Annotated in this window: 19 protein-coding genes; 8 read left to right on the top strand and 11 right to left on the bottom strand. The window is 41.4% G+C overall.

The window, feature by feature from the left end; genetic code table 11:
- Window positions 1-253 precede the first annotated feature (253 nt).
- The 3 genes from PSE69_RS11185 to ybjG form a co-directional block, all read right to left on the bottom strand.
- Entirely contained in the window at window positions 254-1,624 is a 1,371-nt protein-coding gene (locus tag PSE69_RS11185) for an L-serine ammonia-lyase (protein ID WP_036943586.1), read from the bottom strand.
- A gap of 123 nt (window positions 1,625-1,747) precedes the next feature.
- The gene (locus tag PSE69_RS11180; RefSeq protein WP_014657823.1) at window positions 1,748-3,064 is read right to left on the bottom strand and encodes a serine/threonine transporter; all 1,317 of its coding nucleotides are present in this window, start codon (window positions 3,062-3,064) and stop codon (window positions 1,748-1,750) included.
- Between the two features lie 858 nt (window positions 3,065-3,922).
- Window positions 3,923-4,531, bottom strand: a complete 609-nt coding sequence (ybjG, locus tag PSE69_RS11175; protein ID WP_004918034.1) for an undecaprenyl-diphosphate phosphatase — start codon at window positions 4,529-4,531, stop codon at window positions 3,923-3,925.
- A gap of 182 nt (window positions 4,532-4,713) precedes the next feature.
- Between ybjG and PSE69_RS11170 the strand changes: the two genes are divergently transcribed.
- On the top strand, window positions 4,714-5,133 hold the full coding sequence (locus PSE69_RS11170) for a secondary thiamine-phosphate synthase enzyme YjbQ (protein WP_004918036.1): 420 nt from the start codon (window positions 4,714-4,716) through the stop codon (window positions 5,131-5,133).
- Between the two features lie 233 nt (window positions 5,134-5,366).
- Here PSE69_RS11170 and PSE69_RS11165 read toward each other — a convergent pair whose 3' ends face one another.
- Window positions 5,367-5,630, bottom strand: coding sequence for a GrxA family glutaredoxin (locus PSE69_RS11165; protein ID WP_004918038.1), 264 nt, complete (start codon window positions 5,628-5,630; stop codon window positions 5,367-5,369).
- A 310-nt stretch (window positions 5,631-5,940) separates the two neighbouring features.
- On the opposite strand from PSE69_RS11165, the gene PSE69_RS11160 reads away from it, so the two are divergent.
- The 3 genes from PSE69_RS11160 to rlmC all read left to right on the top strand — a co-directional run bounded on the left by PSE69_RS11160 (window position 5,941) and on the right by rlmC (window position 8,039).
- A complete protein-coding gene (locus PSE69_RS11160) occupies window positions 5,941-6,273 on the top strand; it encodes a DUF1418 family protein (RefSeq protein WP_004918040.1) in 333 nt (110 codons plus the stop codon).
- 129 nt (window positions 6,274-6,402) lie between these two features.
- Window positions 6,403-6,900, top strand: coding sequence for a YbjN domain-containing protein (locus PSE69_RS11155; RefSeq protein WP_004918042.1), 498 nt, complete (start codon window positions 6,403-6,405; stop codon window positions 6,898-6,900).
- A gap of 11 nt (window positions 6,901-6,911) precedes the next feature.
- Window positions 6,912-8,039: a 23S rRNA (uracil(747)-C(5))-methyltransferase RlmC gene (gene rlmC / locus PSE69_RS11150; RefSeq protein WP_272675235.1), complete on the top strand. Its 1,128-nt coding sequence runs from the start codon at window positions 6,912-6,914 to the stop codon at window positions 8,037-8,039.
- A gap of 155 nt (window positions 8,040-8,194) precedes the next feature.
- Here rlmC and PSE69_RS19885 read toward each other — a convergent pair whose 3' ends face one another.
- Entirely contained in the window at window positions 8,195-8,395 is a 201-nt protein-coding gene (locus PSE69_RS19885) for an outer membrane protein (protein ID WP_350587043.1), read from the bottom strand.
- Between PSE69_RS19885 and PSE69_RS11145 the strand changes: the two genes are divergently transcribed.
- Window positions 8,363-8,671: a hypothetical protein gene (locus PSE69_RS11145; protein ID WP_146778588.1), complete on the top strand. Its 309-nt coding sequence runs from the start codon at window positions 8,363-8,365 to the stop codon at window positions 8,669-8,671. The genes PSE69_RS19885 and PSE69_RS11145 overlap by 33 nt on opposite strands.
- Window positions 8,672-8,814: 143 nt before the next feature.
- On the opposite strand, the gene artM is transcribed toward PSE69_RS11145, so the two are convergent.
- From artM to PSE69_RS11115, 6 genes are all read right to left on the bottom strand, one after another.
- Window positions 8,815-9,483, bottom strand: a complete 669-nt coding sequence (gene artM, locus PSE69_RS11140; RefSeq protein WP_004918049.1) for an arginine ABC transporter permease ArtM — start codon at window positions 9,481-9,483, stop codon at window positions 8,815-8,817.
- Window positions 9,480-10,220, bottom strand: a complete 741-nt coding sequence (gene artQ, locus PSE69_RS11135; RefSeq protein ID WP_272675234.1) for an arginine ABC transporter permease ArtQ — start codon at window positions 10,218-10,220, stop codon at window positions 9,480-9,482. The genes artM and artQ overlap by 4 nt, the downstream gene beginning before the upstream one ends.
- Before the next feature lie 12 nt (window positions 10,221-10,232).
- Complete coding sequence (artJ, locus tag PSE69_RS11130) at window positions 10,233-10,976, bottom strand: arginine ABC transporter substrate-binding protein (RefSeq protein WP_004918052.1); 744 nt, start codon at window positions 10,974-10,976, stop codon at window positions 10,233-10,235.
- A gap of 18 nt (window positions 10,977-10,994) precedes the next feature.
- Window positions 10,995-11,723 carry an arginine ABC transporter ATP-binding protein ArtP gene (artP, locus tag PSE69_RS11125; RefSeq protein WP_004918053.1) on the bottom strand — a complete coding sequence of 243 codons (729 nt, stop codon included), beginning with the start codon at window positions 11,721-11,723 and terminating at the stop codon, window positions 10,995-10,997.
- A 105-nt stretch (window positions 11,724-11,828) separates the two neighbouring features.
- The gene (locus PSE69_RS11120) at window positions 11,829-13,304 is read right to left on the bottom strand and encodes a DUF2867 domain-containing protein (RefSeq protein WP_272675233.1); all 1,476 of its coding nucleotides are present in this window, start codon (window positions 13,302-13,304) and stop codon (window positions 11,829-11,831) included.
- Window positions 13,305-13,446: 142 nt separating this feature from the next.
- Window positions 13,447-14,346, bottom strand: coding sequence for a lysine exporter LysO family protein (locus PSE69_RS11115; RefSeq protein WP_004918058.1), 900 nt, complete (start codon window positions 14,344-14,346; stop codon window positions 13,447-13,449).
- A gap of 397 nt (window positions 14,347-14,743) precedes the next feature.
- Here PSE69_RS11115 and PSE69_RS11110 point away from each other — a divergent pair, with 397 nt between their 5' ends.
- The 3 genes from PSE69_RS11110 (at window position 14,744) to macB (ending at window position 19,547) form a co-directional block, all read left to right on the top strand.
- Window positions 14,744-16,417 (top strand): DUF2813 domain-containing protein, encoded by a 1,674-nt coding sequence (locus PSE69_RS11110; RefSeq protein WP_272675232.1) that lies wholly within the window; start codon window positions 14,744-14,746, stop codon window positions 16,415-16,417.
- Between the two features lie 81 nt (window positions 16,418-16,498).
- Complete coding sequence (gene macA / locus PSE69_RS11105; protein ID WP_004918062.1) at window positions 16,499-17,602, top strand: macrolide transporter subunit MacA; 1,104 nt, start codon at window positions 16,499-16,501, stop codon at window positions 17,600-17,602.
- Between the two features lies 1 nt (window position 17,603).
- Window positions 17,604-19,547, top strand: a complete 1,944-nt coding sequence (macB, locus tag PSE69_RS11100; RefSeq protein ID WP_004918063.1) for a macrolide ABC transporter ATP-binding protein/permease MacB — start codon at window positions 17,604-17,606, stop codon at window positions 19,545-19,547.
- The last annotated feature ends 230 nt before the right edge of the window (window positions 19,548-19,777 follow it).

Here is a 19,777-nt window from a genome sequence, read left to right as displayed (position 1 = left end):
ATGATACCTAGAACTATGCATTTTTATTCTTTTTTTAAAGAATATCCTCAATATTGTAATGAGGATACAATTATACTTTTTTCTCTCACAACACGACAAAGTTGAACGGGTATGTTCAGTCAAAACGATTGGGGATTTAAAGGGGAAATAGTTACGTTTTTGTTCATCCATACTATGCCTGCTTTATGATAAGATTTCTCATATTAAAAGCAGGCATATAAAGTGACATTACTGTCGATTAAAAACAGGGTAATTATTCACAATGCGCCAATTTAATTGCTAGACCACCTTGTGACGTTTCACGATATTTGGCATTAATATCTTTACCCGTTTCATACATGGTTTCGATAACCTTATCTAAGCAAACTCGCGGGTCACTCACACGGCGTAATGCCATGCGTGCCGCGTTGACCGCTTTTACTGCGGCTATTGCATTGCGTTCGATACAAGGCACTTGAACTTGCCCACCAACAGGGTCACAAGTCAAGCCAAGGTTATGCTCCATCGCGATTTCTGCTGCTACACAAACTTGTTCTGGACTTCCTCCCATCAACTCGGCAAGGCCTGCTGCTGCCATTGAACAAGCGACACCGACCTCACCTTGGCAACCAACTTCTGCACCAGAGATAGAGGCATTCATTTTGTATAATGAGCCGATAACACCTGATACTAAGAAATAGCGAGTATAGGAGTTCTCATTTACAGGACGAATAAATTTGTCATAGTAAGCTAAAACGGCAGGGATAATGCCACATGCGCCATTAGTTGGCGCGGTGACAACACGGCCTCCCGCAGCATTCTCTTCGTTGACGGCTAAGGCGAACATATTGATCCAGTCAATTACTGCCATTGGGTCAATATTGGTATTATCGCTAGTCACAAGTTGACGGCGTAATGCTGCGGCACGACGAGGTACTCGTAGTGGCCCCGGTAATAACCCTTCGGTGGTGACGCCACGCTCAATACCCGCCTTCATGACATCCCAGACAGCCGCTAAATATTGATGGATTTCTTCTTTACTGTGTATGGCTAACTCATTTTGCATCACGAGAGCAGAAAGAGATAGGCCTGTCTCTTTACAATGCTTTTGTAAATCTGCTGCATATTTATAGGGATAGGGAACTTGTACTGATTGTTCAGTTGATTGACCAAAATGCTCCTCATCGACAATAAAACCCCCACCGATAGAGTAGTAGGTCTTTTTGTAGATCACGTTATTATCGGCATTAAATGCACTAATGGTCATGCCATTTTCATGTAAAGGTAAATTGGTTGAATGGAAATTCATCCCGCCTTCAATGGGGAAGTCAACCTCATGCTGCCCTTGAGCCAACAGCAATTTACCACTTTGCTCAACGTGACGGATAAAGTTAGGTATGGCATCAATATCAACAGTATCAGGTAAGTTACCAGCGAGACCCATAATAATCGCGATATCAGTTGCGTGTCCTTTCCCTGTCAATGATAAAGAACCATAGACATCAACCGCAATTCGTGAGGTGGCTGTCAGAAGGTTTTGTTGGATTAAATCCTCAACAAATTGTTTACCCGCTTTCATCGGGCCGACGGTGTGGGAGCTAGATGGACCAATACCAATCTTGAAGATATCAAATACGCTAATCATATTCAGCGCTTCCTATATAAAGTCTTAATTTCTTAGGCATGTGATGCCGTATCTTCCGGCATCTTATTTGAGAAGGGGAGGCATACCCGCCGGAGTGGATCCCGCCTCCCGATAAAGGCTGACTTAGAAGAACAACTTATAAGTTGCGGCTGAGATAGCAATCAAACCCATGATAACGATAAATGCATTGCTTAACTTACCTGAGTACTTACGCATTGCTGGAACTTTACTGATAGCATACATAGGCATTAAGAACAGTAAGATAGCAATGATTGGGCCACCTAGACTTTCGATGATATCCAGTACGCCAGGGTTTAATGTTGCCACTAACCAAGTGGTGACTAACATGAAGATAGCTGTACCACGATTCAATTTACGAACGTCAATTGTTTTGCCTTTCGCACGATAAGCGCGCTCAACGAGGCCATTAAAGCCTTCTCGTGCACCTAAATAGTGTCCGAGGAATGATTTAATTATAGCAACGAAAGCGATAATTGCGGCAGCAAATTTGATGAAAGGTTGATCAAAGTAACCAGATAAATAGTCAAGGATACTAATGTTCAGTTTTTTTGCTTGAGCCAAATCTGCCGAAGACAGGGTGAACACGCAGCTAAACACAAAGAACATAACAGTGAATACCATTAAGATGTGTGCAGATGCGAGGATACGTGAGCATTTTTGTTCAGCCTGTGCACCATATTCTTCACGCTTCGCTACAGAGAACGCTGAAATGATAGGTGAATGGTTGAATGCGAACACCATAACAGGAATGGTTAACCAGATAGTTACCCAGATACTCTGACCACCACTGTGTTTTGCCGCTTCTGTGATGCCCTCTATGGTTAAGGTATCAAGTACCGCACCATTCCAATGGGGGATCATATATAAAGAGAAAGCGAGTAGCACGGCGATAAATGGGAACACTAGCATACTCATCACTTTAACAATATATTTTTCACCGAATGCCACAATGGCCATGATGCCACCCACCAAAACCAACGCTAGCAACCAACGTGGTGGTGCGGTAAAGCCCATGAGTTCTGTCAGGAATTTGTGCACATTATTGGTGATAGAAACACCATACACCAAGAGGATTGGATAAATTGCAAAGAAATAGAGGAGGGTGATCCAGTTACCCGCAGTACGTCCAAAATGTTCTTCAACCACTTCAGTGATATCACCTTCAGGCTTTGAACCTGAAAGAACAAAGCGTGTTAAACCACGGTGAGCGAAGAAGGTCATTGGAAAAGCGAGTACTAACATCAACAGGACGGGAAGTAGACCGCTCATTCCTGCATTAATAGGTAGGAACAAGACTCCAGCACCGATAGCTGTACCATATAAACCAAGCATCCATACAGTATCTGTTTTACGCCAAGCAAGGGCATTTCCAATTTGCGAGGCTGTTTTATCGATGGAACCAACTCGAGTTGTATCCATAATAGTCTCCGAAATAAAAGTCAAAAAATAGGCATCTCGGTGAAGGCATAAGCCATCACTAATGTTTTAATCTTTTGGTACGAACAAATTATCGCCAAATATAATGTGCAGTTTTGTTTCTACCTAACAATCTGATTGGAAATAAATATAAAACTGATAGTAAATTTATTTTCAATCAGTTTTGTTAGTTTTGTAGGTAGATTTGATAAACCACTTTTGATGGTGCAAATGTACCTATTTTTAGTATAAATCACCGTGATCATACTCTCAAAAGAGAAAAATGTCTTTAACGTGATTATTTTTCGATTTTTATAAAATTGTTAAGAAATTTACCTTAAGATTAATAAGGGGAGGGAGGCTTTTAATATCGGAGAATAACCAATGGGGAGTAGTTATGTGTCAATTTATATTTGTGTGGAGGAATATTATTATATTAATGAATAGAATGGATTTATTGAAGTAGTAGAAAAATGAATTAAATCCAGAAATTAATATTGAATCAAAACCAATTATACACTGTTTTTGAGTTATTTAACTTGTTGTTTTAAATGTGTTTATTTTGTTTTGTTATAGTTGTTTACTTAGTGATTAATTATTATTTTTTTAGTTTTTTTATTCTAAAGACATTAATGAATAATAAGATGGTTTAAAGAGTAGTTGAATACTTATTTTTCGAAGGAAAAAATAATTAAAAAGCGTAACAAAATATTTGTTAATTAAATGTTGTTTATTCTGGTGGTGAAAAGCCTTTTTTATTCATTTTTAGAATGGAAAAATAAAACTAAATATTGATTCAACGCAAAATTTAAATTGTTTAAGTACTGGCGTAAATAACGCCAGTACTGATTAATGAAAAAATTAGGGTTGTACCCAGCCTTTGCGAATAAGAACTGAAAATATGATTTGGTAAAGATGTGTGAGCGGGGCTTGGATTTTATGGCCGATAAGTCCCCAAAGAATTTGGGCTAAACCACACGCGATAAGACCCAAGATAAATGCCCCTATCATATCTAAAGGCCAGTGGACGCCTAAATAGATACGTGACCATGCAATTGCAATAGCGGGAACGAGCATCAATAAACCAACCCATGTTCTTAGCCAGAACAAAAATGCGAAAACAAAGGTAAAGACGATAGTGCCGTGATTGCTAGGGAAAGAAGCGGTTGGCTCGTGCTCAAGGAAATTGGTGCCTATTCCCATAACAAAAGGGCGTTCATGAGGTGCAACTAAGCCAATCAACCATGAAATAAACAGACCGATCACTAAGGCGTATGCTGTTTTGCAGACGAATGCTCTTTGGCGGGTCATATCCTGTTTGGCACCCCATAACCAGCATGCCGCAGTAAACAGAGGGAAAAGGAGAATTAAGCGTTTAGCGATAACGGTTGCAAGTGCGATAGTACCACTTGCAGACGCTGGGGCCGCATTAATGAGATTAAAGAGATCTTGATTAAGTTGTTCCAGCACGGGTGTATACCTCAGAAAATGGGTGATAAATAAGACGATAAAGCGAGAGAGTAAAGTCTCTTACATGGCAGGTAAAGTGCCTTTATCTTAATATTACTTAAATAGAGCGATAAGTTGACGTTTTGTTGATGATTTACTCAATAGCGATAAGACAAATTTAAGGCGCGATAAAGGAATAGCTTATGTGGTTTCAAAAAGAGATAAGATTAACAGCAAAAAGCAGAGGGTTTCATCTAGTGACCGATGAGTTGTTACAACAGCTTCCTGAGTTGAAACAGATCCAAGTTGGGCTGCTGAATATCTTTATTCAACATACATCGGCTTCACTGACAATCAATGAAAATGCAGACTATACGGTAAGACAGGATTTTGAAAGCTTCTTTAACCATGCTGTTCCTGAAGATGAGCCTTATTATCAGCATAACTATGAAGGAAGTGATGATATGCCTGCCCATCTTAAAGCGAGTATTTTAGGCGCGAGTTTGGTTATTCCTGTGAGTCGAGGACGTCTGAACATGGGGACATGGCAAGGAATTTACCTATGTGAACATCGAAATTATGGTGGGGAACGCAAAATAGTTCTGACATTGCAAGGGGAATAGAACGGTTAAGCAATAAAAAACCCGATAGCGATAAAACGTAAGTTGGCTATCGGGCTCCTCAATATGGGGACATCAAAGAAAAGCAGTGGCATAAATTAAGACCCCCCCTAAATAAGAAAGTTCGCATAGAGAAAAAAAATTTGCTTTATTTTTTAGCAATGGGAAGGAAATAGCACAAATTGAGAAAGGAAGCGACTCGGATTAGAGACTGAGCCGCCCATGGGGATTATTGCTTATTTATAGAGATCGAGGTGCTCTTTTGCGTAAGCTTCGAAATCAGTGCAGCCGCCGATGTGTTTCTCATCGATAAAAATTTGTGGCACAGTCAGCACTTCTTTACCGACTGTTTTAGATAGATCTTCTTTGGTGAGGCCTTCTGCTTGAATATCGACGTAGCGGTAGTCAAAGTCATCGCGGTCATTTTTCAGTTTTTCAGCTAACTCTTTAGCACGAACACAGTATGGGCAGCCAGGGCGACCAAAAATCACAGTGTACATAGTATCTCCTATAAGACTAACACAGTTTTTTTATCCACAATGCCCAATACTATGCCTCCATACTCGTCATACTTCAAGATGCAGCTTTATTGATTTGTCTTTGTCACCGTGCACTTATTGAGGGGAATAATAAGGTGAATGATTTGCCAGACAATAAGCTAGAAATAAATGGTGATTTTACCTTTTGCTAGTATAGCTCTGATGCAGAATCCGCTAGTATATGGGGTATACTGCATCGCTAAACAATACCCCGTTGTAGTGCTGTTTATTCGGTTGGGGGTATATAGTTATTGTTCTAGAAGGGGACTTGATGAATAAGAAACCACAGCGAGAAATGCGTTCGCTATCCGATCTCCCTAAGCCGATTCTCATCTTAGAAGCAGTAGGGATTTTACTGCTTATTGTTGTCTTACTTGCGATGAATGGCTATCTGACCTTACCTGAGCCATTGATGCAGAAAAATGTTTTAGTCGCGATTGTTATGGTTGGGATTGGTTGCTTGATACCAGCCACTATCAATATTGTTTGGCGAGCGATACATGGATTAAGCTTTCTTGGTATTGATAATCAAAACTCATCAAGGCCGGGAAGAAAGAAAAAGCAAGATGACGATGATGATAAAGAGGAGAAAAAGGGGGAGTGAGCATGGTTTTACTGGTGTTTTCACCACCAATGTGTGAAAATTATCCGCTTTTCTAGCCAAAAAAATTCGGTTTGGTTAGGTAAGTGTTATTCTATTAGTTTTTATTTGAGTTGAAGAAGGTTATTACCCATGGATTCTATTTGTTACCCTGACATATCACAGCTTCGTGAATGGCTTGATCAACTCAAAACCTCTTATTTCGAGTGTGATTCTTGTGCTGCTCTACATTTGCCGCATATGCAAAATATAGAGGGCATTTTTGATGCCAAACTCGACATTATTAATAATGTTCTTGTCCTTTCCGCTCTGGCGGAGCTTAAGCCAACGGCGATCGTGACTTTAGTGGCCAATATCAGCCAAATCAACGCTAGCTCACTGACAGCCAAAGTCTTTCTTGAAATTAATAATGAAAACTTACCTAAGTTAATCGTCAGCCAATCCTTCTCGCTTGAAGCTGGGATGACTTATCGCCAATTTTGCCATTTCTTACAGCAAGCAGAAGATCAAATATCATCGATCATTTTTGAAATTTATAGCAATAATTTGTTGTATTCGAACCAAGATGAGTTTGATGAAGAAACTGTTGACCTTGATATTGATGATAACCCTTCCGTAACGCTCCATTAAATTTTTATATTATGCATTGTGAGAAATATGAGGCAGGCGAATGTCGTTCCTGTCAATGGCTTGAACTACCAGCTGATCAACAACTCAAACTAAAACAGGAAAACCTAGTTTTTTTATTACCAATGGTGACTGCCGACGCATTTCAATCGCCAGTTGCCAGCCCTTTATCAGGGTTTCGTAATAAAGCCAAAATGGTGGTGAGTGGAAGTGTCGAAAAACCAATATTGGGCATTGTGAATTCACAAGGGCAGGCAATTAGTTTAACGGATTGTCCGCTTTATCCTGAGCCATTTTCAGCCGTTTTTGATGTCATTAAACCTTTTATTGCGCGAGCAGGTTTAACGCCTTATAACATTGAACGTAAACGTGGCGAATTAAAATACTTATTATTAACGCAAAGCCAGCATACGGGTGAGTTTCTGTTGCGATTTGTCTTGCGTTCAGAAAAAAAAGTTGAGCAGCTAAAAAATGCGTTACCGTGGTTGCAGCAGCAATTACCCCAATTGGCGGTGATCACGGTTAATTTGCAGCCTGTCCATATGGCGATATTAGAAGGCGAACAAGAAATTTATCTCACTGAGCAGCAGGTTTTACGGGAACAGCTAAATCAAGTGCCACTGTTTATACGGCCGCACAGTTTTTTTCAAACGAACCCTGTTGTGGCTGCTCGGTTATATCAAACAGCGCGTGAGTGGGTTAAAAAGCTTAATATCACTAGCTTATGGGATCTTTTCTGCGGTGTTGGCGGATTTGGCTTACATTGTGCGGAAAAGCAAACTCAGTTAACGGGAATTGAAATTAGTGCTCCTGCGATCGCTTGTGCCAAGCAATCAGCGCAAGAGCTTGGACTACAACATGTTGAGTTTCAAGCATTAGATTCAACGAAGTTTGCAACGGCTAAAGGAAATATTCCTCAATTGGTATTAGTCAATCCACCTAGGAGAGGCATAGGTAAAGAGTTATGTGAATATCTTTCGACTATGCGGCCTAACTATATTTTATATTCAAGCTGTAATGCTCAGACCATGGCAAAAGATATTGAGCAATTGGAAGGCTATGCTGTGAGTAAGGTACAGTTGTTTGATATGTTCCCACATACTGCGCACTACGAAGTGATTGCATTATTAGTCAAAAACTAAACAACTTACCTAGCGAATTATTTAGAACATTTTTATTAATCGAATAGTGTGATAATTAAAGCAGCTTATTAAAAGATAAGCTGCCGGATAATGTTAATTAGAAATGATAGGTAACACCCAATAAAATATCATTAGACTGAGCTTTAATTTTGGATTTAAAGGTGCAGCCATCTTCGATAGCGGTAACTCAAATCCATTGACAGATTGTCATTAACGGCATATTGAACCCCTAAACCTAAGCGCCAAGCAAAATTGTTTTTCGTTTTAGATTTAGACCAATGGTTATCATCCGTTAATCTCCCTTCGGGATCCCATTCTCTATATTGATAGCTGGAATTATATTTAAGGTTGGTCAAGCCGATACCTGCACGAATATACGGGGTAATTTTCGCTATTTACCTGTTGATTGCTATCAACAACAATCAAGCAGGAACACAACGTGGTTTGTGGAGAACGTCATCAAGTACCATCGTACGGTGGAAAATTATGTCTCAACCTTACTTGGTTGTGGTTTTACCCTTGAAGGGGTGAAAGAGCCTAAACCGCTTGCTAGTGCGCTAAAAGAGCGCCCTGATCTTGAACGCTATACCCGTTATGCACCATTTTTAGTGTTAAAAGCGGTAAAACGCTAGCCCTGATGGTGAATCAAACAGACTGCTGATAACACGAAGAGGGAAAAACTAGGGTTTTATCCCTGTTTATCAGCAAGCCTCAAGGGCTTATTTTCATAAGCCCTTTTATGACTGCGATAGGTTAAATTCAAAAATAAAATGGGTTAGTTCCTTTGCTCAAATGCAAGAGCGTGACGTTCAATAAATCGCATGATGATCGTCAAAATTGCGTTAACAACGAGGTAGATGATCCCCGCAGCCACAAATGCCATTACATCCCAACTTTGACCAAATACTTGGCTACTGTAACCCATAATATCCATCATCGTGATCGTACTGGCGAGTGAGGTACTTTTAAAGATTAATACCACTTCGTTCGAATAAGATGATAAAGAGCGTTTAAACGCATAGGGAAGAATAATCCGCATGGTCTGGGCTTTAGACATACCTAATGCTTGGCATGATTGCCATTGCCCAGATGGAATTGCTTTTACGGCACCATGAAAGAGTAATGTTGAGTAAGCAGCACTATTGAGGGCTAATGCAATCATCGCACATACCCAAGGCGTTGAAATAAACTCCCACAGTACAGGATAGTTTTGTAATGATTTAAATTGGCTAGGGCCATTATAAATCAGGAAGAACTGCACCAATAATGGTGTGCCGGTAAATAGGGTAATATAGACTTTGACGGCTTGCGAAATAATTGGCGTTTTTAATGACAAAATGAGCGTAAATAATACGGCCAATATAAATGCCACAAATAATGCGCTGAAGGTTAACGATAAGCTCGTTGGTAAGCCAGGTAAAATATCGAGAATTAAATCAATCATTGCGATTCACCTCTTTCAAAGCGAGTTGTACGCAATTCAATTCGTTTCAAAATAACTTGGCTTAATAAGGTAATCGCAAGATAGATAAGCCCTACAATAGCGTACCATGTAAAAGGTTCATGAGTACGGTTAACAATGGTCTTAGTCTGTAACATAAGATCATTAACACTGATTAAAGAAACCAGTGCGGTATCTTTGAGTAATACCAGCCATTGGTTGCCCAAGCCGGGCAGCGCATGACGCCACATTTGTGGCATGATAAAACGAAAGAATATGGTTCGTTTGGTTAATCCAAGTGCTAAACCTGCTTCCCACTGCCCATAAGGCACCGCTTTTAAGGCACCGCGTAGGGTTTGTGATGCGTAGGACGCATAGAGAAGGGCTAATGCAACCACACCGCAAGCGAAGGGGGTAAAGTCAAACTCACCGCTGTTTGCAAAGAAAATGCTCGGATCAATCTGTAAGGTGGTTTGCCAGAAACCCAGATTGATCTCTATCCCATCACCTAAAATATTAATCAGTTGCAGTGTGCCGAAATAGACAAATAACACAACCAGCAGTTCAGGTAGACCGCGGATCAAGGTGACCCAGCACGTTCCTAAAAAAGCGATAGGTTTAAAACGCACGGACTCCCATGCCGTAAATAACATGGCGAGGCTCAGGCCCAATATGAGAGCAGAAACAGCAAGGCCGACGGTGATACCGGCGGCACTTGTTAGAAAAAGAAAATTGTTCATTAACAGTATCGATTATTGTTCAAACCATTTTTTATAGATAACGTCATAAGTTCCATCAGCTTTTACTTCTGCCAATGCCTTATTCATTTTATCTAACAACTCTTTATTACCTTTACGAACCGCGATACCTAAGCCGATACCAAAGTACTGTGGATCAGTGACTTTTTCACCAACAGGCGCTAAGTTTTCGTTGCCTTTGGCTTTTAGCCATTCGTCAGCAACAGCAGTATCACCGAACACAGCATCAATACGACCATTTTGCAGATCAAGGATAGCTGATTGGTAGTTATCATAAGGAACGGTCGTCATATCCTTATGCTGTTCCATGATATATTTTTGGTGAGTTGTGCCATTTTGAACGCCAATTTTTTTCCCTTTTAACTGATCAACAGAAGAGACTTTCTCTTTAATGGCAATAAACTCAGCCGAATTAGGGTAATAAGTGTCAGTGAAGTCCACTTGTTTTTGGCGATCAGGCGTAATATCAATACCTGCCATCAATGCTTCAAAACGACGGAATTTCAAACTTGGGATCAAGCTATCGAAAGATTGATGGGTGAATGTGCAAGTTGCATTCATTTTTTCACACATCGCATTGGCAAGGTCGACGTCAAAACCCACGATTTGGTTGTTTTTGTCAAACATTTCAAATGGGGCATAAGTCGCTTCTGTTGCAAAACGGATGGTCTCTTTTTCCGCCGCAGTTGCAGATAGGGTTACAGCGCCAAGTAGTGCAGCTAATATAATTTTTTTCATTGCTTAATCCTATATCTATTAGTGTGACAGATAATTTGCAAATGCTTCAGTTTGAGGTGCTGTGAAATGGCTGGCATCCCCTTGTTCAACAATATGACCGTTTTCCATATACACCACACGGCTAGCGGCTTTACGGGCAATCTCAACTTCATGAGTCACGATCACCTGTGTAATTCCTGTTGCAGACAACTCGCGAATGATATCGACGACTTGTGCTGTAATCTCGGGGTCAAGGGCTGCCGTTGGTTCATCAAATAGCAGAACTTGTGGTTCCATCATCAATGCACGAGCAATGGCAACACGTTGCTGTTGACCGCCAGATAAATGCAAAGGGAAACGCGTTGCAAATTGTGTTAATCGCAAACGTTCTAATAATTTTTCCGCTTTTGCTTTTGCTTCTTGACGTGACAGCTTTAAAACTCGGCACGGCGCTTCAATTAAATTATCCATGACGGTGAGATGAGGCCATAGATTGTATTGTTGAAAAACCATTCCGACATTTTGACGTAATGCACGGATAGCTTTGGCATCAGGGGTTGAGGCAAAATCAAAATTTTGACCTGCAATGTTAAGTACACCTGAACGTGGCATCTCCAACAAATTCAGTACACGTAGCAAAGAGCTTTTGCCTGCACCGCTAGGCCCGAGTAATACCATGGTTTCTCCGGCAGGGCACTCTAAGTTGATATCAAAGAGCGCCTGATGAGAGCCGTAAAAACAGTTTATATTTTTTAATTGAATGCTCATGCTTACCAATAATACCTTGTTTAACTGACACAGATATTAATCCTGTAAGCATATTTATGCAATAATATATGCATAAAAATTTGGTTTTTTGTTATTAAGCAATCATCATTTTGGCGGCTGTTGCCCAGTTGATGACTTGCCTGCAAGTTGTTTATCCCGCTCAAGCGCCAATTCACTAATACGTTTAGCCATGCCTTTAAAAATAAATAGATGGGCAGGCATCATGGCAAACCAATAGAGCAACCCACTAAATCCTGCGGGGTGCCACCATGCACGTACATCAATTGAACGGCGGCTACCGCTATCGTGAATGGTGAAAGTCAGGCGGCCTAGCCCAGGCGCTTTCATCCCAAAGAGCAGGCTAAGCTGTTTATTAGGCTCCAGATTAATGACGCGCCAACCATCAATCTCATCACCTAATTGCAGCTCTTCACGAGCGGGGCGACCATATTTCACTTTGTTTAACATCATGTCATCCATAATGGCACGGGTTTTCCAAAGTGCGTTGGCATAAAAATAGCCGTTTTTACCCCCGATTTGCTGCACAACATGCCATAGCGACTCTGTACTTGCCGAAGTGCCGAGTGTGGCACCGGCCTGTTTAGGGTAAAAACCATAACCCGGGCGCCAGCGTTTTTTGACTTCAGGATCATAACCCCAATCTGCATTGTCGATAGCATCGGCTTCTTGAGCTAAGGTGGTTTTGACCGCCTCATCAAATGAAACCAACGTTTGTGGGATCAGTTCGCGTAAGGCTTTATCGTCGGCAGGCAGGTCATGCTGCAATCCTTGGATCAACTCTTTAGCAATTGCCGGAGGAACTGAGGTGATCAAACTGATGAAGTGGACGGAGATCATGCTAATAGGAATAGGGATAGGGATCAGCAATCTACGCTTACCGCTGATTTTTATAAAGCGCTTGAATAGCTCTTGGTAGCTCATGTACTCAGGGCCACCCGCATCGTAAATTTTACTTTCAGTCACGGGGCGTTTTGCTAATTCAGTTAAGTAATGCAGTATGTTACTCAGCGCAATAGGTGAAGACTTTGAACGTACCCAACGCGGTGGGGTTAAGATAGCGAGGTTGTAAACCATATCACGCATGATCTCAAAAGCCGCCGATCCTGAGCCAACGATGATTGCTGAGCGGATCTCTGTGACTGGCACCTGACTCTCACGTAAAATCTCCCCTGTTAATCGACGAGAGATCAAATGTTGAGAATAGCTGTGACCATGTTGTAGTGAACTGAGATAAATAACATGATTAACATTCGATTGATCAAGCGCTTGCTGAACATGGCGAGCCGCCGTGCGCTCACGTTCAATCAGGTTGGCATGATCAGCCATGCTATGAACGAGGAAATAGACAATATCGATCTCCTTCATCACGTCTTTGAGTGTTTCAGGGTCTTGCAGATCAACATAAACACATTGTGTATCTTGCCAGCCTTGTGAGAGCATCCAATCCACCCGCCTAGCAGCGGCTGTCACTTGATAGCCTTGCTTAATTAATTCGGGGATTAAATTTTGCCCAATATAGCCACTGGCGCCCAATACTAAAACACGTTGCTTTTCGTTCATCTTGGTTTCCTGTTTCACTCTCATCTGTCGCTATTGTGACTGAAATTCTACTTATGTAAAGTGCTGTTAATTATAGTCATTTTAGGACTTGCCACTTATCTATCATGTTATAAATAAGTGGCAATCTGTGAGTGAAATATAGCTAAGTGAAAAATGCCATTAAGATCGGGGTAACGAGGCTGAGCACGAAACCATGCACAATAGCGGCCGGTACGATAGAGACGCCACCACTTCGCTGGAGGACTGGGAGGGTAAAATCCATTGATGTTGAGCCGCAAATACCTAATGCGGTTGAGCGGTAGCGGTTAATAATTAAAGGGATCAACATAATCGCAGCGAGTTCACGGGCGAGGTCATTAAAGAAAGCGGCGCTCCCCATGACAGGGCCATAGGCATCGGTTAATACAATCCCTGTTAATGAGTACCAGCCAAACCCAGAGGCCAATGCTAGCCCCATTTTTACGGGTAAACCTAATAATAATGCGGCAATTGCGCCACCAGCTAGCGCGCTGATTGCCATCACAAAGGCGATTGTGGTTCCTCGGCGGTTAACTAAGATTTGTTTAATACTCATGCCACTATTGCGAAGTTGCAAGCCGACAAGAAGCAGTAACATCATTAACGCAATTTGGCTGCCTTTATCGGCATAGTGCAGGAAATCAAATCCAGTTAAGCCAACTAAGAAACCAATCAATAGCACACCACACAGTTGCAATGATTCAAATACCATTTTTAAACGTGATGGGGGCTTTTCTTGTTTATGCTTAGGGATTTTCCAAGGATCTAACTTATCTAATAGCAGTAGTGAGATAAGGTTAAGTGAAAATATACAACCAAAGAATGTGAGTGCGTAGATTAAAATTGAAAATAGGTGAACACTTAAGTTTTCAAGTAAAGCGAGTGTAATCCCCATTAAAAAGAGAATGATATAAACCATTGAATTTAACGCTCGATGTATAATATCTAAAATCTTTTTATTTTTTATAGGGATAAGATAACCTAGCGTTAACGGTAGTAAAATAATGAGTAGTCCTGAATACATTTTGCATCCTTATAATTATCCCATTAACAAGGGGTTATATATTAATTATTATATTTGATATTAATTTCATTTATTTGCTGTTTTATCAGTCTGGCAGATGGTTCTAAGATAGCGTCTTTTTCTCCAGTTATGGCTAAAAAATAGGATAAAAAGACTAAAAAATAAAGTTTAACTATTTTATAACACTATAAATGGAGGCTCAACTTAGTCAGCTCTATTGTTATCTGCCGTTGATACGTCGTCAAGTGGCTTTACGGACGAGCCAGCCGCGTCTGTTGCCGAAATACAACTTTAGTTATTGAGTGTAAAAATATATTTAATTTTCGAGCTGTCTTATAGTCATACCAGCAGTTAAGAGGTAAGCTCTAAAAATAGATTAATAGCAAGGAGAGGGTGTATGTATCTGGAACGAGTGGAAATCTACGGTTTTAGAGGGATTAACCGGCTCTCATTAGCTTTAAATAACAATACGGTGTTAATTGGTGAAAACTCATGGGGAAAGTCGAGCCTTTTGGATGCACTGACGATTTTACTTTCGCCTGAACAAGAAAATTACCAATTTAATAAGCATGATTTTCATCATCCAACAGGGGATGATGCCTCTCGATTTCGCTCATTGCAGATAGTGTTGAAATTTTGTGAAAACCGCCCAGGCCGACATCGCTCATTTCGCTTTCGTAATCTTACCTCCGTTTGGGTCGATAACGGTGATGATCTTAAGCATATCTTTTACCGCGTTAGTGCTGAACTAAAAGAAGACGGCAGCATTAGCGTTGACCGCAGTTTCCTCAATGCAGGGGGAAATAAGTTGTCATTGGATAATGTCGGTAAATATATCAAAGAAATTATTCGCTTATATCCAGTGATCCGTTTGCGTGATGCCCGTTTTTTGCGCACATTAAATACTGAGACGATTGTTGCGGGTGAAAAAGAGGTACGCGATATTTTTAACTCGCGAATGGAAGAGCTGACTCGTGCATTAATCAATAATCCGCAACGCTTGAGCGACGAGGAGTTGGTTGAAGGGGTGGATGCGATGCAGCAACTGCTCAGTCATTATTTTGCGGGGCAAAGTAACCATCTGTTTCAAGAGCATAAAGAGCATAAAGCAGCAATTAAGTTTGAACCACGCAAAAGAGGCTGGCATGCTTTAGATAATATTAGCCGTATTATTGCAAAACCAAATCAGCGTAATATCCGTTTAATTATCTTAGGCATGTTTTCTTCTTTATTGCAGTCAAAAGGCAATATCCAACTCGATAAATATGCACGCCCTTTGGTTATTGTAGAAGACCCCGAAACACGCCTGCATCCAATTATGTTGTCGATTGCTTGGGGCCTACTCAATCTCTTTTCTTTACAACGCTTGACCACAACGAACTCCGGGGAGCTTCTGTCGCAAGTGCCGATTGAAAATCTTTGCCGCTTGGTGCGCGATTCCGGCAAAGTTTCGGCTTATCGCTTAGGTGAGAATGAGCTATCTGCGGAGGAAATTCGGAAAATCTCCTTTCACATCCGCTTTAACCGGCCATCAGCGATGTTTGCGCGTTGTTGGTTATTGGTTGAAGGCGAGACTGAAATTTGGTTAATGAATGAGTTAGCGCGGCAGTGTAACTATTACTTTGAAACAGAAGGCATCAAAGTGATTGAGTTTGCACAAAGCGGTCTTAAGCCTTTGTTAAAGTTTGCCAGCAAAATGGGTATAGAATGGCATACACTTGTTGATGGCGATGAGGCTGGTAAGAAGTATGCCGCCACCGCGCTGAGTTACGCTGAAAAAATGCATGACACGGAACGAGACCGATTAACTCGATTGCCGGCACCGGATATGGAGCATTTTTTATATCGCGAAGGATTTAAACATCTTTATCATGAGATATCAGGGATACCGGATAACGCGAAAGTTTCGACTCGACGTGTGATTATTAAAGCAATTTCCAAAACATCCAAACCTGATCTTGCTATCGCTATTGTCAATCGAGCAGCAGAATTAGGGCCAGATTCTATTCCATCACAACTCAAAAATATGTTTTCTCGGGTAGCGTGGTTAGCAAGAGGTAAAGCTTACTAAATTATTCACGAATGCTCGGCTAAATAGGTAAATTTTATGAGGGGGCGTAGCCCTCTCTTTATTGGTATAGGTATAGATTGAATGAGAGCAAATTCACGTAAGAAGTGGCTGGTTTCTTTACTGGTTATTTTAATTGCGATTGGTATCGCATTCTTTTTTTTCACGGAAGATAAAAAAGAGGCTTTTCAAACAGTCGCAGTGGCCCGAGGTGATCTCAATAAACAAGTTCAAGCAACAGGTAAACTGGATGCTGTGCGCAAAGTTGATGTCGGTGCGCAGGTCAGTGGGCAGCTACAAACTCTGTATGTTCAAGAGGGAGATAAAGTCAAAAAAGGTGATTTGCTGGCGGTCATTGATCCACAAAAAGCACAAAACGACGTGACAGAATCTCAAGAAACGATCCATGAGCTGGAATCACATTTGGCGTTAGCGAAAGCAGAGTTACGTTTAGCTGAAGTGACTTATCAACGCCAATTGAGTTTATCTAAGCTCCAAGCCGTCTCAAAACAAGATTTAGATAAAGCGCAAACGGATGTCGCTGTGAAAAAGGCGCAGGTGGCAACATATCAGGCGCAAATTAAGCGCAACCAAGCGACCTTAGATACGGCAAAAACAAACTTGAAATATACGCAAATTACCGCGCCAATGGATGGTATTGTCACGTTTATCAAAACATTACAAGGTCAAACAGTGATAGCGGCTCAGGAAGCGCCAACCATTTTGACATTAGCTGATTTGAATACAATGTTAGTTAAAGCTGAAGTGTCAGAGGCGGATGTTATTCATCTTAAACCGGGTCAGGCAGCGTCATTTACTGTATTGGGCGCGCCAGATAAACGCTTCTCAGGGGTATTGAAAGATATTTTACCGACTCCTGAAAAAATCAACGATGCTATTTTTTATTATGCACGTTTTGAAGTGCCCAACCCCCAGCATTTACTGAAATTACAAATGACGGCACAGGTCAAAATTGATCTTGAATCGCATAAAAATGTATTACTTTTACCGCTCTCTGCTTTAGGGGATGAAGTTTCCCCGCAAATTTATGAGGTAGAAGTGTTGCAGGGAGAACAGGCTGAAAAACGGCAAATAAAAATCGGTAGCCGTAATGATGTATATGTTGAAGTCACTGATGGACTAAAAGAAGGCGAACAGGTGATCACCGGCCGTAACGCGGAGAGTTAATATGTCAGCCTTATTAGAACTTAGAGGGATCACGCGACGTTATCCTGCTGGTGAAACAGAAATTACGGTATTGAAAAATATTTCATTAACTGTTGATGCTGGGGAAATGGTGGCCATTATTGGTGCATCTGGCTCGGGGAAATCAACTTTAATGAATATCATCGGCTGTTTGGATAAACCTAGCTCAGGGGAATACTTTGTTGCTCAGCAAAATATTTCTCAGCTTGATAACGATCAGCTAGCTGAGTTACGCCGTGAACACTTTGGCTTTATTTTCCAGCGCTACCATCTACTTAGCCATTTAACGGCTGAACAAAATGTTGAAGTTCCCGCCATTTACGCGGGGGCAGGTAAGACTCAACGCCGTAAAAAAGCCATTGAATTATTAGCGAAACTCGGGCTTGGTGAACGAACAGAATACCGACCAAGTCAGTTATCGGGAGGGCAACAACAGCGGGTAAGTATCGCGCGTGCGTTGATGAATGGTGGTCAAGTTATCCTTGCTGATGAGCCAACTGGTGCCCTTGATAGCCACTCTGGTGAAGAGGTAATGAAAATCCTCAAAGAATTATGTGCGCAGGGGCACACCGTTATTATTGTTACCCATGACCCCAAAGTCGCTCAGCAGGCGGAACGCATTATTGAAATTAAAGATGGCGAAATTATTAGTGACTCAGGCTCTGCTAAAGCTCCAAATGTACCTTCATTGGAGAAAACATCACCTAGGAAAATGTCGTTAGGGCAAATCTATGGACGGTTTAGCGAAGCACTGTTAATGGCTTGGCGCGCCATGGTGGTTAATAAAATGCGTACACTACTCACCATGTTAGGCATTATCATCGGTATTGCGTCAGTCGTCTCTATTATGGTGATCGGCGATGCCGCTCAAAGCATGGTTCTCAATGATATAAAATCAATCGGCACGAATACCATTTCGGTTTACCCTGGGGAGGATTTTGGTAGTGATGATGCAGAGAATCGGCAATCTTTAAAGCCATCCGATGTTGACGCCATTGCCAAGCAACCTTATGTGCAAGCCGTATCGGGGGAGTTATCTAAATCAACTCGATTGCGTAAGGGGAATTTAGATGCTTCAGCCCAGCTATTAGGGGTTGGGCGTGATTATTTTCAGGTCTACGCTGAAAAGTTTTCCGAAGGGATGAACTTTACTGCAGACATGGTAGAGCGTAGGGCGCAAGTGGTTGTGATTGATGCGAACACAAAACGTCGCTTTTTTCCTAACCAAAAGCAAGTGGTAGGGGAAACCATCTTGATTGGGAATATGCCAGCTACCGTGATCGGTGTTCTCGCGGAGCAAAAATCAATTTTTGGTTCAAGTAATTCGCTGTCAGTGTGGCTGCCGGATACGACGGTAAATAGCAAAATCTTAAATCGACCTTACTTGGATAGTATTGTCGTAAGGGTTAAAGAGGGGGTTGATGCCAAAACAGCGGAGCAACAGATCACCCGCTTATTAACATTGCGACACGGTAAGAAGGACGTTTTTACTTACAATATTGATACGCTTGTGAAAACAGCGGAGAAAACCACTCGTACCATGCAACTGTTTCTAACCTTGGTCGCTGTTATTTCGCTGGTGGTTGGTGGTATAGGCGTGATGAACATCATGTTAGTTTCCGTTACTGAGAGGACCCGAGAAATTGGTATCCGTATGGCGGTTGGTGCGCGCACAAGTGATGTGATGCAGCAATTTTTGATTGAAGCGGTACTGGTCTGCTTGATTGGTGGGTTAATGGGGATTGGGCTTTCCTATGGCATTAGTGTCATGGCGCAAATGGCGTTGCCCGGCTGGACTTTCGTTTTTCAACCTATGGCGCTGATCAGTGCATTTATCTGTTCGACAGCAATTGGTATCATTTTTGGATTCTTACCCGCGCGAAGTGCAGCAAGATTAAACCCTATTGATGCATTAGCAAGGGAGTAGTAAGAGATCTATCTGTATTTTTTCAAGTACCTCTGTAATGGTCAGAGGTACTTCAACATCCTTATTTTTATATCAATTTATCTCCCCAGCCTTTAGTTTTCCCGTTATAGTTATATCTACATACACAAAAAGCTATGTAAAAAGTTAAATTCTACTTGCGATTTGGTATCGAACATGGATATCATTTGTCTCGTAGAATAAATGAAACCTAGTTCCATAAAATGGAACAA

It is taken from the genome of Providencia sp. PROV122 (assembly GCF_028482365.1).
GTDB lineage: Bacteria > Pseudomonadota > Gammaproteobacteria > Enterobacterales > Enterobacteriaceae > Providencia > Providencia stuartii.
This window is presented reverse-complemented; position numbering and strand designations above follow the sequence as displayed.